Source organism: Labrys monachus (genome assembly GCF_030814655.1).
Classification (GTDB): domain Bacteria; phylum Pseudomonadota; class Alphaproteobacteria; order Rhizobiales; family Labraceae; genus Labrys; species Labrys monacha.
Map to the genome: position 1 here is coordinate 5,696,927 of NZ_JAUSVK010000001.1, position 14,597 is coordinate 5,711,523.

Sequence of the window (14,597 nt, forward strand, 5' to 3'; positions counted from 1 at the left end):
GCCGCGCTCAATAGCCCCGCGGCCGCGGCCAGGGCATGGTGAACTGGTCGCCGCGCCGCACGAATTTGTAGCGGTGGAAGGCGAACCACATGGACACCACGATGTAGAAGACCATCATCGCGAGGAGCTGGGTGCCGTAGCCCAGGAACACCGCGAAATAGGTCGCCGCGCACAGCACGAACAGCACGATGGCCGGCAGCGGGTGCAGCGGATGGACATAGCCGCGGCGGATCGAGCCGAGCGGCCATTTGGAGCGGAACATCATCATGTTGAAGGACATGAAGGTGTAGCCGAGCAAGCCCGACAGGATCGAGAAGGTCACGACCTGGTCGAGCGGCGCGCCGAGCGCGAAGATGAGCGCTATCGGCACCAGGAAGAAGATCGAGCGGAAGGGTGTGCGGTATTTCGGATGCACGGCACCGAACCAGGCCGGCATGTAGCGGTCGCGCCCCATCGAGAACCAGGCGCGCGAGGCGTCGTTGATGCAGCCATTGGCCGAGGCCAGGGTCGAGAAGATCGTGCCGATGAAGAGCAGCACCATCAGCGAGGTCGAGCCGGTCAGCCGCGCGGCGTCGAACAGCGGCGTCGTCGCCTGCCCGAGATATTCCCACGGCATCAGGCTGACGCAGACATACCAGGTCATCGCGGCGGCGATCAGCAGGGTGATCATGCCCAGCATGGTGCCGAGGGGCAGCGAGCGCGCGGGCGAGCGCACCTCCTCGGCCGCCTGGGTGGTACCCTCGATGCCGAGATAGAACCACAGGCCGAAATGCAGCGAGGCGATGACGCCGAGCCAGCCATAGGGCAGGCCGCCGAGCAGCTCGTTCGGCTTGAGCAGATCGTGCGACCATGGGCGCACGCCGAAGAACAGCACGACGATGGCGACGAAGGCGATGGCGGTGATGACGAGGTTGAAGGTCAGCGTGGCGTAGACGCCGCGATAGTTCAGCAGCGCCAAGGCCATGATGGTCAGCACGATGAAGGGCTTGTCGTGCACGCCGTCGAAGCCGGCCATGCCGCCGACGGTCTGGATGAGATAGCCGGCCGTGATGGCGTTGGCGGCTTCGAGCATGGTGTAGGCCATGACGAGGAACAGGCCGACATTGAAGGCCATCAGCGGCCCGACGATGTGCTTGGCCTGCGCATATTGCCCCCCGGCGGCGGCGACCGTCGAGGTCACCTCCGAATCGATCATGGCGACGCAGGTGTAGAGCAGCCCCGCCGTCCAGCAGGCGATGAGCGCGGCAAGCCCGCCGCCCTTGCCGACGGCGAAGTTCCAGCCCATGAACTCGCCGACCAGCACGATGCCGACCCCCAGCGCCCAGACATGGGCGGGGCCGAGCACGCGCAGGAGCGAGATCTTCTCGCCATGGATGACGGTGACAGCTGTCCCGTCGGTGGTGATCTCGCTCATTTCGCCCCCCGATGCGTGGGATCGATCACCAGATCATCCTCGATTTCGCCTTCGCGTGAAGACATCAGCACATCCTCGGAATAGCTCGTATTGGTCTTGACGAGGTCGTAGAGCAGCCAGGCGCCGATCAGGATCGAAACCGCCCAGGCGAGGTATTCGAGCCACTGGAAAGCGTTCATCGATTTCCCCTCACTTGCCGTCGAACCGCTCGGCGATCACGTCCCGGTATTCCTTCTCCGAAAAGCGGAGCAGGAAGCCGAAATAGACGAGGACCACCAAGGCGGTGAGCAGGAACATCGGCCAGGAGAAGCTGTAGTCGAAGCGTGAGGCGATGACCGGCGCGGCGGTGTCGGCGGTGTAGCCGAGCTTTTCCCAGATGCCCTGCATGAGCGGCGTCTGCCCCATGCCGGCCCAGCTCTTGTCGGCGAAGGAAAGGTCGATCTTGCCGCCGCCGGCGAGGCCGAAATAGACGGGGGCGAACAGGCTCGCCACCACGAGCACGAGGAGGACGGCCGAATCGACGACCTGGCCGACCATCGACTGTTCCGGCGGCCGGTAGGGCGGCTTCTTCGCCCGGGTGGACTTGTCCGCGAGAGGAGATTTGGCCATGGCGATCCTCACCTTCTCGCTTTCTTCATTTCGTCGATATAGTGGAGGTCGAGCCCGTAGAGATGCTGCTTGTCCTCGTGGTAATGGCGCAGCAGCGCCGCGATCGAGGCCGTGTTGAACAGCAGCACGAGGCCGCCCGCCACCATGAGCGCGATGGTGACGCCGGGCGAGCCGGTATCCGGCAGGACTTCCGAAAAGACGAAAAGCAACGTGAGCCACAGCACGATGATGGCGAGGTAGGACCAGGCGCGATCGCGGCGATACATCACCTCGATCCGCGGATCCTCCGATCCCGGTGTCATGAATGTTTCCTCTCTTGAATATTTGCTTCTCAGTCGGTAGGTCGAGTTACCTCAGAGGCAATTTGTTTTTATGCCAGGAAAAGGTGCGCTCGCCTCTGCCTAAAAGTCAAGCACCGTATCCGTCAAAATGCCTGTTTTCGACCTTTGATGCCGCTTTTTCGACCTGCGGCCCATCTGTTTAATGTGCGGAAATTTTCTTGCACTTCAGGAAGCATGCGGTAAAAGTCGAGGGGAATTCGCATCGTCGCGGGTTCGCTTCCCGAATGAGCGCCGCGTGGGTGGCGCGGAGTTGCCCGTATGCCCTTGGCCCTGCTGAAATACGGCCTGAGTTCCAAGCACCGCGAAGACCCGCATTTCCGCTGGGCGCCGGAGCTCAAGAAATCCTACGACGTCGTGATCGTCGGCGCCGGCGGCCATGGCCTCGCCACCGCCTATTACCTCGCCGCCCATCACGGCATCACCAATGTCTGCGTGCTCGAGAAGGGCTATCTGGCCGGCGGCAACACCGCGCGCAACACCACCATCGTGCGCGCCAACTATCTCACGCCGGAGGGCGTCGCCTTCTACAAGGAATCGGTCGAGCTTTTCCGCGGCCTGTCGCTCGAGCTCGACATCAACATCATGTATTCGGAGCGCGGCCATTTCACCCTCGCCCATACCGATGCGGCGATGCGCACCGCGCGCTGGCGCGCCGAGGTCAACAAGCATCTCGGCGTCGATTCGGAGCTGATCTATCCCGACGACATCGCCAGACTCTGCCCCACCATGAACATGTCGGACGAGGTGCGCTACCCGATCCTGGGCGCGCTCTACCATCCGCCGGGCGCCATCGCGCGCCACGACGCCGTCGCCTGGGGCTATGCCCGTCAGGCGATGCGCCGGGGCGTCGAGGTGCATCCGCAGACGGAAGTCACCGACGTCCTGATCGAGAACGGGCGCGCCGTCGGCGTCGAGACCAGCCGGGGCACCATCCATGCCGGCAAGGTGGTGCAGGCGGTCGCCGGCTCGTCGAGCCTGATGGCGCGCAAGGCCGGCTTCCGGCTGCCGATCCGCACCATTCCCCTGCAGGCCTGCGTGTCCGAGCCGGTCAAGCCCATCCTCGACCAGATCGTGGTGTCGGGCTCGCTGCATGTCTACATCTCGCAATCGGCCCGCGGCGAGATGGTGATGGGCGGCGCGACCGACCCCTACGGCCTCTATTCGACCCGTTCGACCCTCGATTTCAAGGAGGGGCTGATGGGGCACATGCTGGAACTCTTCCCGTTCATGGCCGAACTGCGCGTGCTCCGGCAATGGGCGGGGATGGCCGACATGACGCCGGACTTCTCGCCCGTGATGGGCCTCACCCCGGTCGAGAACTATTACATCGACGCCGGCTGGGGCACCTGGGGCTTCAAGGCGACGCCGGTGTGCGGCAAGCGCATGGCCGAATGCGTCGCCACCGGCACCCAGCCCGGCCTCCTCAGGCCCTTCGCGCTCGACCGCTTCGACCGCTTCGACCTCGTCGGCGAAAAGGGCGCGGCCTCGGTGGGACATTGACGATGAGCCAGAGTTCTCCCCTGGGATCGCAGGCGTCCTCGCCTGCCCTTTTCGGAAACGTCTGCGGATCGAGAGCAGGCAGGGATGCCTGCGGTCCCAGGACCTTCGAGTGCATGCCATGAAGATCATGAACTGTCCGCTCAACGGGCCGCGCAACATCTCCGAATTCGTGTGGGGCGGCGACATCAAGCCGATGCCCGATCCGGCTACCTGCAGCGACCGGCAATGGACCGACCATCTGTTCATCGAGGACAACATCGCCGGCATCGTGCATGAATGGTGGCTGCACGCTCCCACCAATTTCTGGTTCGTCGCCCGGCGCAACACCATCACCGACGAGATCCTGGAAACCATGACGGTGGACCGCTTCTTCCAACAGACCGCTGCCGGACCGGCGGGAGAGCCCGCATGAAGCGCACCGCCCGCCTCGCCGGCCCCGATTGGGGCCTGCTGATCGACCCGTCCCGCCCGGTCGGCTTCACCTTCGACGGCCAGCGCCAGACGGGCTTTGCCGGCGACGTCATCGCCAGCGCGCTGATGGCCGGGGGTCGCTCCCTGCTGTCGCGCTCGTTCAAATACCACCGCCCGCGCGGTGCCCTCACCATGGCCGGACACGACGTCAACGCCATGGTGCAGGTCGGCCCGGAGCCCAATGTGCGCGGCGACCGCCATCCGATCGAAGAGGGCATGGCGGTCACCTCGATCAACCGCCTGGGATCGCTCGACGCCGACCGCTACGCGGTGCTGGAGAATTTCTCGCGCTTCCTGCCGGTCGGCTTCTACTACAAGACCTTCTTCCGCCCGAACGGCTCGTGGAAGCTGTTCGAAAAGCCGATCCGGGAACTGGCCGGCCTCGGCCGGCTCGATCCGAAGGCCCATCACGGCTATTACGACAAGGCCTATCTGTTCTGCGACGTGCTGGTGGTCGGCGCCGGCCCGGCCGGGCTCGAGGCGGCGATCGCCGCCGCCGAATCGGGCGCCGACACGCTCCTGCTCGACGAATGGCCGGAGCCCGGGGGCTCCCTCCTCTATGGCCGCCTCGACGGCACCCGCGCCGCCGCCAACGAGCGCCGCCGCGCGCTGGTCGCCAAGGCGCAGAGCCTGCCGACCCTGCGCCTGATGGCGGACACCACCGCGACCGGGCTGTTCGCCGACAACTGGACCTCGGCCATCGCCGGCAACCGCTTCTACAAGATCCGCTCCCGGCAGACCGTGCTCGCGACCGGCGCCTTCGACCAGCCGCTGGTGTTCGGCAACAACGACCGGCCGGGCATCATGTTCGCCGACGCGGCGCAGCGGCTGATCCGCCTCTACGGCATCCGGCCCGGCCAGCGCGCCGTGATCGTCACCGCCAACCGCTTCGGCTACGACGCCGCGCTCGACCTCGCCGATGCCGGCGTGGAAATCGCCGCGGTCGTCGACCTCGGCCCGGCACGCCAAGGCCCCGCCGCCGATGCGGTGCGGGCGCGCGCCATTCCCGTGCGCACCGGCTCGACCCTGGTCGAGGCGCGCGGCAAGGCCCATGTCGAGGCGGTGGCGGTCGCCGCCGTCACCGGGCGGGGCGAGACGGCGCCGAACCCGGAATGGATCGCCTGCGACCTCGTCGCCATGAGCGTCGGCTATACGCCCGCCCTCAACCTCGCCAGCCATGCCGGCGCCAGGGCCGTCTACGACGAGACCATCGCCATGCATCGCGCCCGGGACCTGCCGCCGGGGGTGGCGATCGCCGGCGCCGCGGCCGGCCTGTGGACGGACGCCCTCGCCGCCGAAGACGCCGCCCGCCAGGGCGCGGGCGCCGCGGCGCGGGCGCTCGGCAGGCCCGATACGGCCGCCGTGGCGCCCGCCGATCCCGGCGCGGCCGACATCACCCATCCCTGGCCGATCTTCACCGGCGGCAAGGCCAAGGATTTCGTCGATTTCGACGAGGACCTGCAGGCCAAGGACATCGTCAACACCGTCAAGGACGGCTATGACGACATCCAGCTCGTCAAGCGCTATTCCACCGCCGGGCTGGGGCCGAGCCAGGGCCGCCACGCCAATCTCAACACCATCCGGCTGGTCGCCGAAGCGACGGGCAAGACGCCGGCGGCGGTCGGCACCACGACCTTCCGCCCGCCTCTGGTGCCGGAGAAGTTCGCCCATCTCGCCGGCCGCTCCTTCGAGCCGGTGCGCCACACCGCGATGCATCAGCGCCACCTGGAACTGGGGGCGCGCATGATGGCGGCGGGGCTGTGGATGCGCCCCGCTTATTACGGCGCCAAGGCGGAGGCCGCCGCCGCCATCACGGCCGAGGTCAAGGCCGTGCGCGAAAATGTCGGCATGATCGACGTGTCGACCCTCGGCGGCATCGAGATCCGCGGCCCCGACGCCGCCGAGTTCGTCGACAGGATCTATACCTGGGCCTATGCCAAGCAGCCGGTCGGCCGGGCACGCTATGCGCTCGCCACCGACCAGAGCGGCGTCGTCTTCGACGACGGCGTCGCCTGCCGGTTCCACGAGCGCCATTTCTACGTGACGGCCACCACCGGCGCGGTCGACCAGATGTATCGCCAGATGGGCTGGTGGAACACGCAATGGCGGCTCGACGTCGACGTCGCCAACGTCACCGCCGCCTATGCCGGCGTCAACATCGCCGGTCCCAAGGCCCGCGCCGTGCTGGCGACGCTGCCGACCGACATCGACCTGTCGGCGGAAGCCTTCCCCTATATGGCGGTGCGCGCGGGCCTGCTCGGCGGCATCCCTGTGCGCATCCTGCGCGTCGGCTTCGTCGGCGAGCTCGGCTACGAGATCCATTGCCCGTCCGGCCAGGGCGAGGCGCTGTGGGACATGCTGCACGAAGCCGGCAAGCCCTTCGGCATGAAGCCCTTCGGCGTCGAGGCCCAGCGCGTGCTGCGGCTCGAAAAGGGCCACATCATCGTCGGGCAGGACACCGACGGGCTGACCAATCCGGCCGAGGCGGGGATGGAATGGGCGCTCGCCCGCAAGAAGCCGTTCTATGTCGGCAAGCGGGCCGTCGACATGCAGATCGCCAAGGGCGTGACGCGGCGGCTGGTCGGCTTCGCCCTGGCCGACCCGGCGGCGCCCGCGCCCAAGGAATGCCATCTCGTCATCCGCGACGGGCAGATCGCCGGGCGGGTGACGTCGGCCGTGCTCTCGCCCTCGCTCGGCAAGGTCGTCGGCCTCGCTTACCTGCCGCCCGACCTCGCGGAGGCCGGATCCGGCTTCTCGATCCGCATCGAAGGCGGGCGCATGATCGAGGCGACGGTGGTGCCGACGCCCTTCTACGATCCCGAGAACAAGCGGCAGGACCTGTGATGACCGCTCCCTATGTCTTCCTCCGCCGTTCCCCGCTCCAGCACGCGCTGGCCGGGCAGGCCACCGGCTGGCGGCCTCTCGCCGACGCGGCGATCGCCGAGTTCGACGGGCCGCTGCCGGCGCTCGGCATCGCCGATCTGTCGCCGCTGCCGCGCCTCGGCTTCAAGGGGCGCGGCACCATCCCCGCCATGCGCAAGCGCGGCGTCGAGGTCGAGGCGGAGCCCAACCGGGTGTTCCGCCAGCCGGATGGCGGCCTCTGCCTGGTGCTGGCGCCGGGCGAGGTCGTGCTCCTGAGCCCGCTCGGCGGCGGCGACGGCCGCTTCGGCCGGATGGAAGCCGAATGGCGGATCGAGGACGAGGAGCGGACCTATCCGCTGCCGCGCCGCGACAGCCATGCCTGGTTCGTGGTCTCCGGCGAAGCGGCGCCGGCGATGTTCGCCAAGATCTGCGGTGTCGACCTCCGCAGGGACAAGTTCCCCGACCTTTCCATCGCGCAGACATCGGTCGCCCGGCTCACCGCCATCGTCGCCCGCGCCGACATCGGGGATGCGCTGGCCTTCCACCTGCTTGCCGACAGCGCGGCCGCCGGATATTTCTTGATGTGCCTGCGCGATGCGGCCGAAGAGTTCGGCGGGCGGATGACGGGGCTTTCCACATTGGAGGAGCTTCTCGCCGGTCCTGCTTCACCGCCGTGAGGCCGTTCCTCCGCTTCCTGCGGGGACGTTGAAAAGGGGTATGGGCAATGACGAAACGGGTGGTCGTGCCAGGCCCCAGGGTTGAACGCGCCGCAACCGAACGCGGCGGAGCCGAGCGCAGCCCGCCATCGCCCTATCGCGGAGACCAGGCGGCGATCGCCCATACGACCGGCATCCCCTATGCCGACCCGGTGGATCCGGAAGACGGCGAAGGCCCCTTCTCGGATGCCTTTCCCACCCGCAACTTCCCCTCGGGTGCCGCCCTGGCCGGACAGGACCCGCATGCCCTCGGCGGCGCCCGCGACAACACGCTCGAAGTGGCGATCGGCCGCGAGGTTCGCGCCTTCCGCAACAAGCTCGGCATCACGGTCTCCGATCTCGCCGCCGCCACCGGCCTGTCCCTCGGCATGCTCTCGAAGATCGAGAACGGCGTCACCTCGCCCTCGCTCACCACGCTCCAGACGCTGTCGCGCGCGCTCGGCGTGCCGGTCACGGCCTTTTTCCGCCGCTTCGAGGAGCGGCGCGACGCGGTGTTCGTGAGGGCCGGCGAAGGGCTTCTGATCGAACGGCGCGGCACGCGCGCCGGGCACCAGTACCGCCTGCTCGGCCATACCAGCGGCCATACCGGGCGCGTGGTGGTCGAGCCCTATGTCATCACGCTGACGGAGGGGTCGGACGTCTTCCCGCTGTTCCAGCATTCGGGCCTGGAGTTCATCTACATGCTCGAAGGCGAGGTGGTCTACCGGCACGCCGACAAGCTCTACACCCTGCAGCCCGGCGACAGCCTGTTCTTCGACGCCGACGCACCACACGGCCCGGACGAGATGCGCAAGCTCCCCATCCGCTTCCTCTCCATCATCTCCTATGCGCGGGACGACGAATAGGCGTCTTGCGATCCGATCCCCCCAAGGGGTACAGGCGCGCCTAGGATCGAGGGGGGACGTTCAACCGGCATTCCCGCGGGAACGCATTCTGCTCCGGCGTTCCCCCGGCCTCGCCGCGTCCGGGCAAAGGCCTCCTGCGCAGAAGGGCGGCAACGCCGCCCTTCTCCATCCCGTCCATATCGCCGGCTCGCGGATGCAGGCAGCCTATTGCTGCCGACCGGGAAGCAGCTTGGCTTCCGTCTTCTCGCCATCCTGATCCAGCCAGAACACCCGATCGCCGACGACCGAGACGCCGGAACAGGTCCAGTCGAGATCGGTCTTCGTCGGATCCTCCGATTCATAGCCCGTGCACAGCTTGTTGCCGTCGATCCGCCAGGAACCGGTATAGGGCTCGGTGTCCTTGCCGGCGATGGAGCCGCTCGGATCGTAATATTCCATATAGGGTTTGCCGTCGTCGACGCCGGTCACGGTATTGCCGACGATGCGGGCCTTGATCTCGTCCCCGCCCATGCCGGCCTTGGAAGCCGTCGCGCATCCGGCGACGCCCAGCAACATCAGCGCAAGCGGAACAATATGCTTCATCATCCTCATTTTAACTATCCCCATTCTCTCATTGTGACCATTTTGTAATGTATGGGTACGCGATCAACAGCAGATCGGCCACCAGAACCGCAAGTATTACAAGTTCGATGACAAGGCTAGCCGTTCCCTGCTTTTTTGCGATTTCAAATTGCTTTTTATCGGCTTCGAATTGCTGCTCGGAGACCATGAAATGCTTGGCTTCGATCATTCTTGTATTGATCAACTCGTAATGCTCGATAGCAAAATCGATCGGCTCGGCAAGCATTTCGAGGCGGTCCTCGAGCCCGGCCTGCAGCACAAGCTCAGCAAACAGCCGCTTGGACGAACTGTGCAGGCGAGCATCGAGCTGTTCCAGAGCGGCCTCGACACGCAGGGCGACGCCGGCCATCTTGGCGACGACCTCCGTCGTCTTGTTGACCTCCGCCTTGCGCTTGTCGTAATCGCCGGACGGCACGGTATGGGCGAGCGACGCATGGACGTCCATCGATGTCCAGACGGACGCCATCTTCGCTTCGAGCGCGGCCGTGTCCCGCTCGACGACGGTGAAGCGGATGAGCGCGTCGAGCGTATCCTCGAGCAGTTCCTCGGCGGTATGGACGATGGCGAGCCGGTCCGTCCACACCACGCGCGCCGTCCTCAGGCCGGCACGGACGATTCTCGCCCCGCTGTCGGCCGCCGGCATGGCGGCGAGCCAGGCTTCCTCGACCTGCGGTGCCGCTCCCGGCGGCATCCACAGGATGGCGATCGAGCGGTCGATCTCTCCCGGAGCCCTGGAGAGGGCGGGCGGCGCCTCGGCGTCGATCGACGTCCATTGCGCAAAGAGGCGGCGAGGCGAGGAGATCTCCACGGCGCCGACGACGGCCGCCGGAGTGAAACCGACGTGCCAGGCCTTCACTTCGACCGCCGGCGCCTCGACCAGATGAATTCTCTGCATGTCGTGTCCTCCCTGTTGCTGGATGCACGGGTCGCCCTCGCGCGGAAGCGGGCGCAACGATTCCGACGGCGCCCTCTCGTCCGCGTGGGCGTTGTTCCGCGATGTGATCGGTTTCCGCCCCGCGCAAGGCTTTCCGCCCAAGCGCCGGCACGAAAGAAGGGCGATGCAGCCGGAGCGGGGACGCGCGCCGCGTCTCTGCCCGCCGAGGCCCTGCCTGCCATCTCCGGGACCGCGAGCCCGCCAGGGGCGAGACCCGCGGGAAGGCGGCCGGCCCCTTGCCGAGCAATTGCGATTCATCGAACCGCAATGTCCCCTTCTCTATCCATTCAACGCATTTTCAGATCGGGAAGCCCGTCGGCTCGCCTGGAAAATGCCCTCGGGCAGGAAGCGTTCGGATATAAACGCCATTTGCCCCGTCTCTTTGCTTTGGCGCATCCTTGCGGTGCCTGCCGCTTTCGACAGGTCGCGGAGCGCTCCCCGTGGCCCGGATGCGGGAGGGCGGCATGGCTGCCCTCCCGGTGTTTGCCAAGCATAGCGGCGTGACCGCCGCTGCTATTTCCCGCCGGCGACGAGCTTGCCCTCGGACAGTTCCCCGTCGTCGTTCCAGATCACCCGATCGCCGATGACACCGACATCGGAGCAGTTCCAATCGTTGATCTGGCCGGACTCGTCGTCCGATTCATAGCCCATGCACAGCTTGTCGCCCTGGATACGCCAGGCGCCCGTATAGGTCTCCGTGCTGGATTTGCCCGATATCGAACCGTTGGGATTGAAATATTCCTGGTAGGGATTGCCGTCCTCGACGCCGAGGACGGTATTTCCGATGATACGCGCCTTGATCTCGGCTGCGGTCAGCTGCAGGTCGGAAGCCGATGCACAGTTCATCCCCGTCAGCAACAGCACTGACAACGGAAGAATATACTTCACCGTCATCCTATTCACCATTCCGGCCATTTCAATCCACCAGTCACTTCGCGAGGTAGGGATAAGCGATAAACAGGAGATCGGCGACAAGCACCGCAAGGATGACGAGTTCGACGACGAGACTGGCGGTCGCCTGCTTCTTCTCGACTTCGAACTGCTTCTTTCCGACTTCGAACTGCTGTTCCTCGATCATGAACTGCTTGGCTTCGATCATTCTCGAATTGATCAATTCATAATGCTCGATGGCAAAGTCGATCGGCTCGGCCAGCATTTCGAGGCGATCTTCGAGCCCGGCCTGCAGTGCCAGCTCGGCGAACAGACGCTTCGACGAGCTCTGGAGCGCAGGATCGAGCTGTTGGAGGGCGATCTCCAGCCGCAGCGCCGAACTCGCCATCTTGGTGACGGTTTCCGTCGTCCTGTTGACCTCCGCCTTGCGCCGGTCGTGATCGCTGGGCAGGACAGTGTGGGTCAGCGGCGTGTCGGCGTCGATCGACGCCCAGATCGCGGGCATCTTCGCTTCGAGCGCCGCCGTATCGCGCTCGACCACGGTGAAGCGGATGAGGGCGTCGAGCGCATCCTCCAGCTGCTCCTGGGCGGTGTAGACGATGGCGAGGCGATCGGTCCACACGATACGGGCCGTGCGCAAGCCGGCGCGAACGACCCGCTCGGTGCTTTCGCCCGCCGGGATGGCGGCGACCCAGCCGGCTTCGACGTCGGCCGGTGCGCCCGTCGGCATCCACAGGACGGCGATCGGACGATCCGCCTCGCCGGCGGCGACGGCGGCCGGCGGCGCGGCGGTGTCGACCGGGATCCACTGCGCGAAAAGCTCGCGAGGAGCGCCGATGCGCACCCCCTCGCCCCGCGCCGTCGTGCCGAAGCTGACCAGCCATGCCTTTGCCTCGACAGCCGGCGCCTCCATCAGATGGGCCTTCTGCATGTCATTTTCCTTTTCATACCTGGATAGGAAGATCGATCGCTTCCGACGACGCAGCCTCTACAGGCCCGAAACGGGAACCCGCTCGTCCGTGTAGAGCCGCTCTTCGACGATGCGATCCGCTTCCGCAGCCGCAGCGATGTCGCTCGCGGCACTGCCGCTTGCGCCGTAGAAGCAGTAAAGGAGGCTCTCCGCATCCTCATACCACTCGCCGGGGGCCACGCCCGCCGCCACCGTCTTCTTCCAGGCCACGTCGAGGAGGCGCGGATCGGACAGTGCGAAGTGGAATCCGATGGCGAGGAGCTGATCCGACCAGTCCCAGCGGGAAGTGAGCGTCTTGACGCCGGTCAGCAGCTTGCGGCGCTCGACCAGTTCGATCGGCAGGTCGCTGCTGATGGAGCCGAGCACGAAACCATATCGGGTCACGCGCCGGATCTCCGCCAGCATCTTCGGCAGCTCCGAGCGTTCGAAACGGCAGAGGCCGGTGTCGAGCACCACGTCGAAATAGCCGTCCGGGACGTCGAGGCCGAGCGGGGCCGAGCAGAGATTGAACGCGCGCAGTTCCGGCGGAGTCGAACGCCAGGCGTGCTGGCTCGGTTCGAGGCCCTGCGCGTCGAAGCCGAGCGAGCGCAGCGCCGCCACCACCTCTCCCCCGCCGGAGCCGACGTGGAGAATGCGCGCCCCGGGCTGCACGTTCCAGACGGCCCGCAGCATGTCGGCGAGATAGGTCGCGTCGAACACGCCGTCCTGTTCCTCGGCGCCCGGCGGATCGAACCACTCGCTGACGGCGAGGCGGCCGTCGATCTCCGCCTCCCTCTGGCGCCTGGCGACGACCTCGGCCAGCAGGATGTCCGTCGCCGCGTCGGCCGAATCGAGCACGCCGTTCAGCGTGGCGTCGAACATGTAGTCGCCGACCGCCACCAGATTGGGGAGTTGCTCCGCATTGGGACGGTGGTTGAGATAGGGGCTGCGGACCGGGAAACCGCCGGGAATGGCGTTCACCGATGCCATCCAGCGATGGATGCGGGTGTCGACATGCAGCTTGCGGCCGAATTCCAGGCAGGGCGGCAGGGCGTCGAGGCATAGTTTCTCGATCGCCTCGTTCGACATGTTCGCCAGGCCGAGCGCCGCGTTGCCGGCGATCAGGAAGCCGAGTGCGCCCCACTGGCCGAGACTGTTGCGAGCCCCTTCGTCATAGACGCAGCAGCCGTCGAACGCATCGATCATCCACCATGCGCCCGGCAGCACGTCGCGCCAGAACGGCCGTTCGAACAGCAGCGTGGCGCGCAGATAATGCCCGGGGCGGTCAAAATAATTGATGTGGCGGGCCATGGCCTGCTGCAGATGCGGAGAGCGCCAGTCGATGATGGACAGCGCGGTCAGCGGCAAAGCGAGGACGACATAGTCGGCCACCACCGTCTCGGGCTTGCCGTTGACATGCATGCCGAGCTGAAGGCTGCCGTCGAACAGGGGCCGGACGGATTTGAGCGAGGAGTTGAACTGGACGTCGGCGTCGAGTTCGTCGGCGAGGCGGTCGACGATCTGCTCATTGCCCCCCACCACCGAAAAGACGTCCATATAGCCCTCCGAATCCATGAGGGCGTTCTTGAGGAAGGTGAGGCCGTTGGTGAGGTGCGGCGGCGCCGCGACATCGCTGTGCGCCATGATTCGCACATAGCGGCGGGCCATCTCGTCGGGAATCTCGGTCGCGATCACCTCTTCCGCCGAAACCCGCGACCATGCATGCCGGTTGTCGACGTTCCTGGCGCTGGAATAGAAGTCGGGACGGCTGAGCAGCTCCGTGCAGCGCTTCTTGAACGCCTCGACGGATTCGAAGGTCTCGTCTCCGAAATTCTCTTTCAGGTCCTTGTAGCTTTCCAGGACCTTGTCGTCGAGGACGCAGGCGCCCCCCGCGATATGCTTGATCTCGAGGCCCAGCTCCTTTTCGATCAGGTCGCGCAGCGGATCGGGGCCGAGAGCGGAATAATCATAGATTTCGGCGACGCCGATCTCATAAGGGCCGACGCCGGCAAATTCACCGGTGATGATCTTGCCGCCCAGCCGCTCGCTCGCTTCATAGATCGTAATCTTGCAGGCATTGCCGACTTTGGCGGCCAGGTGCCACGCCGTAAATAAACCTCCGGGGCCTCCCCCAATGATCGCGACATTATACGGCGCAGACGTCGGCTTGACGGGTTTAAACTGGGATATATCGCTCATATTGTTCATCGCCATGTCCCTCGTGACGTCCGTGAGTACTGGACTATTCCACGCACATCGTGATCACACTGTGATCTGACCGTGATTCATCCAATTTTGCAGTGCGTTAATGCACAAAAGGATTCCGCAACCCACTCAGCGAAGGCGCCCAAGGTCTTTTTTGAGTTAGAATACCTCCTCCTACCCGGGAGGGAGCGCAGTTTCAACAATATTTTTTCTACATTAAATCAAATTACCGCATTTCC

General features: G+C 65.7%; 14 protein-coding genes. 5 read left to right on the forward strand and 9 right to left on the reverse strand.

Going from position 1 to position 14,597, the window contains the following annotated elements; all coding sequences use genetic code 11:
- Positions 1-7: 7 nt before the first annotated feature.
- The 4 genes from J3R73_RS26040 to J3R73_RS26055 are packed head-to-tail and all read right to left on the reverse strand — an operon-like array spanning position 8 to position 2,325.
- A complete protein-coding gene (locus J3R73_RS26040) occupies positions 8-1,414 on the reverse strand; it encodes an APC family permease (protein ID WP_307434125.1) in 1,407 nt (468 codons plus the stop codon).
- Positions 1,411-1,593 (reverse strand): hypothetical protein, encoded by a 183-nt coding sequence (locus J3R73_RS26045; RefSeq protein WP_307434128.1) that lies wholly within the window; start codon positions 1,591-1,593, stop codon positions 1,411-1,413. Before J3R73_RS26045 ends, J3R73_RS26040 begins: the two co-directional genes overlap by 4 nt.
- Positions 1,594-1,603: 10 nt before the next feature.
- A complete protein-coding gene (locus tag J3R73_RS26050; RefSeq protein WP_307434130.1) occupies positions 1,604-2,023 on the reverse strand; it encodes a hypothetical protein in 420 nt (139 codons plus the stop codon).
- A gap of 8 nt (positions 2,024-2,031) precedes the next feature.
- Positions 2,032-2,325: a hypothetical protein gene (locus J3R73_RS26055; protein ID WP_307434132.1), complete on the reverse strand. Its 294-nt coding sequence runs from the start codon at positions 2,323-2,325 to the stop codon at positions 2,032-2,034.
- A gap of 297 nt (positions 2,326-2,622) precedes the next feature.
- Between J3R73_RS26055 and J3R73_RS26060 the strand changes: the two genes are divergently transcribed.
- The 5 genes from J3R73_RS26060 to J3R73_RS26080 all read left to right on the forward strand — a co-directional run bounded on the left by J3R73_RS26060 (position 2,623) and on the right by J3R73_RS26080 (position 8,758).
- Positions 2,623-3,864 (forward strand): FAD-dependent oxidoreductase, encoded by a 1,242-nt coding sequence (locus tag J3R73_RS26060; protein ID WP_307434133.1) that lies wholly within the window; start codon positions 2,623-2,625, stop codon positions 3,862-3,864.
- Between the two features lie 118 nt (positions 3,865-3,982).
- Positions 3,983-4,276 carry a sarcosine oxidase subunit delta gene (locus J3R73_RS26065; RefSeq protein ID WP_307434135.1) on the forward strand — a complete coding sequence of 98 codons (294 nt, stop codon included), beginning with the start codon at positions 3,983-3,985 and terminating at the stop codon, positions 4,274-4,276.
- On the forward strand, positions 4,273-7,179 hold the full coding sequence (locus J3R73_RS26070) for a glycine cleavage T C-terminal barrel domain-containing protein (protein ID WP_307434137.1): 2,907 nt from the start codon (positions 4,273-4,275) through the stop codon (positions 7,177-7,179). Before J3R73_RS26065 ends, J3R73_RS26070 begins: the two co-directional genes overlap by 4 nt.
- Positions 7,179-7,874: a hypothetical protein gene (locus tag J3R73_RS26075; RefSeq protein ID WP_307434139.1), complete on the forward strand. Its 696-nt coding sequence runs from the start codon at positions 7,179-7,181 to the stop codon at positions 7,872-7,874. The genes J3R73_RS26070 and J3R73_RS26075 overlap by 1 nt, the downstream gene beginning before the upstream one ends.
- 47 nt (positions 7,875-7,921) lie before the next feature.
- Positions 7,922-8,758, forward strand: a complete 837-nt coding sequence (locus tag J3R73_RS26080; protein WP_307434142.1) for a helix-turn-helix domain-containing protein — start codon at positions 7,922-7,924, stop codon at positions 8,756-8,758.
- Between the two features lie 204 nt (positions 8,759-8,962).
- Here the strand turns inward: J3R73_RS26080 and J3R73_RS26085 are convergent, their stop codons facing one another.
- From J3R73_RS26085 to J3R73_RS26105, 5 genes are all read right to left on the reverse strand, one after another.
- Entirely contained in the window at positions 8,963-9,340 is a 378-nt protein-coding gene (locus tag J3R73_RS26085) for a hypothetical protein (protein WP_307434144.1), read from the reverse strand.
- A gap of 28 nt (positions 9,341-9,368) precedes the next feature.
- Entirely contained in the window at positions 9,369-10,274 is a 906-nt protein-coding gene (locus tag J3R73_RS26090; RefSeq protein ID WP_307434147.1) for a hypothetical protein, read from the reverse strand.
- Positions 10,275-10,826: 552 nt separating this feature from the next.
- On the reverse strand, positions 10,827-11,201 hold the full coding sequence (locus J3R73_RS26095) for a hypothetical protein (protein WP_307434149.1): 375 nt from the start codon (positions 11,199-11,201) through the stop codon (positions 10,827-10,829).
- A gap of 40 nt (positions 11,202-11,241) precedes the next feature.
- Positions 11,242-12,135 carry a hypothetical protein gene (locus J3R73_RS26100; protein ID WP_307434151.1) on the reverse strand — a complete coding sequence of 298 codons (894 nt, stop codon included), beginning with the start codon at positions 12,133-12,135 and terminating at the stop codon, positions 11,242-11,244.
- A gap of 57 nt (positions 12,136-12,192) precedes the next feature.
- Positions 12,193-14,352: an FAD-dependent oxidoreductase gene (locus J3R73_RS26105; RefSeq protein ID WP_307434153.1), complete on the reverse strand. Its 2,160-nt coding sequence runs from the start codon at positions 14,350-14,352 to the stop codon at positions 12,193-12,195.
- Positions 14,353-14,597 lie beyond the last annotated feature (245 nt).

Excerpts from the sequence above, each read along its gene's own strand:
- J3R73_RS26040 (WP_307434125.1), bottom strand. The coding sequence starts at position 1,414 with ATGAGCGAGATCACCACCGACGGGACAGCTGTCACCGTCATCCATGGC.
- J3R73_RS26045 (WP_307434128.1), bottom strand. The coding sequence starts at position 1,593 with ATGAACGCTTTCCAGTGGCTCGAATACCTCGCCTGGGCGGTTTCGATC.
- J3R73_RS26050 (WP_307434130.1), bottom strand. The coding sequence starts at position 2,023 with ATGGCCAAATCTCCTCTCGCGGACAAGTCCACCCGGGCGAAGAAGCCG.
- J3R73_RS26055 (WP_307434132.1), bottom strand. The coding sequence starts at position 2,325 with ATGACACCGGGATCGGAGGATCCGCGGATCGAGGTGATGTATCGCCGC.
- J3R73_RS26060 (WP_307434133.1), top strand. The coding sequence starts at position 2,623 with ATGCCCTTGGCCCTGCTGAAATACGGCCTGAGTTCCAAGCACCGCGAA.
- J3R73_RS26065 (WP_307434135.1), top strand. The coding sequence starts at position 3,983 with ATGAAGATCATGAACTGTCCGCTCAACGGGCCGCGCAACATCTCCGAA.
- J3R73_RS26070 (WP_307434137.1), top strand. The coding sequence starts at position 4,273 with ATGAAGCGCACCGCCCGCCTCGCCGGCCCCGATTGGGGCCTGCTGATC.
- J3R73_RS26075 (WP_307434139.1), top strand. The coding sequence starts at position 7,179 with ATGACCGCTCCCTATGTCTTCCTCCGCCGTTCCCCGCTCCAGCACGCG.
- J3R73_RS26080 (WP_307434142.1), top strand. The coding sequence starts at position 7,922 with ATGACGAAACGGGTGGTCGTGCCAGGCCCCAGGGTTGAACGCGCCGCA.
- J3R73_RS26085 (WP_307434144.1), bottom strand. The coding sequence starts at position 9,340 with ATGAAGCATATTGTTCCGCTTGCGCTGATGTTGCTGGGCGTCGCCGGA.
- J3R73_RS26090 (WP_307434147.1), bottom strand. The coding sequence starts at position 10,274 with ATGCAGAGAATTCATCTGGTCGAGGCGCCGGCGGTCGAAGTGAAGGCC.
- J3R73_RS26100 (WP_307434151.1), bottom strand. The coding sequence starts at position 12,135 with ATGCAGAAGGCCCATCTGATGGAGGCGCCGGCTGTCGAGGCAAAGGCA.
- J3R73_RS26105 (WP_307434153.1), bottom strand. The coding sequence starts at position 14,352 with ATGAGCGATATATCCCAGTTTAAACCCGTCAAGCCGACGTCTGCGCCG.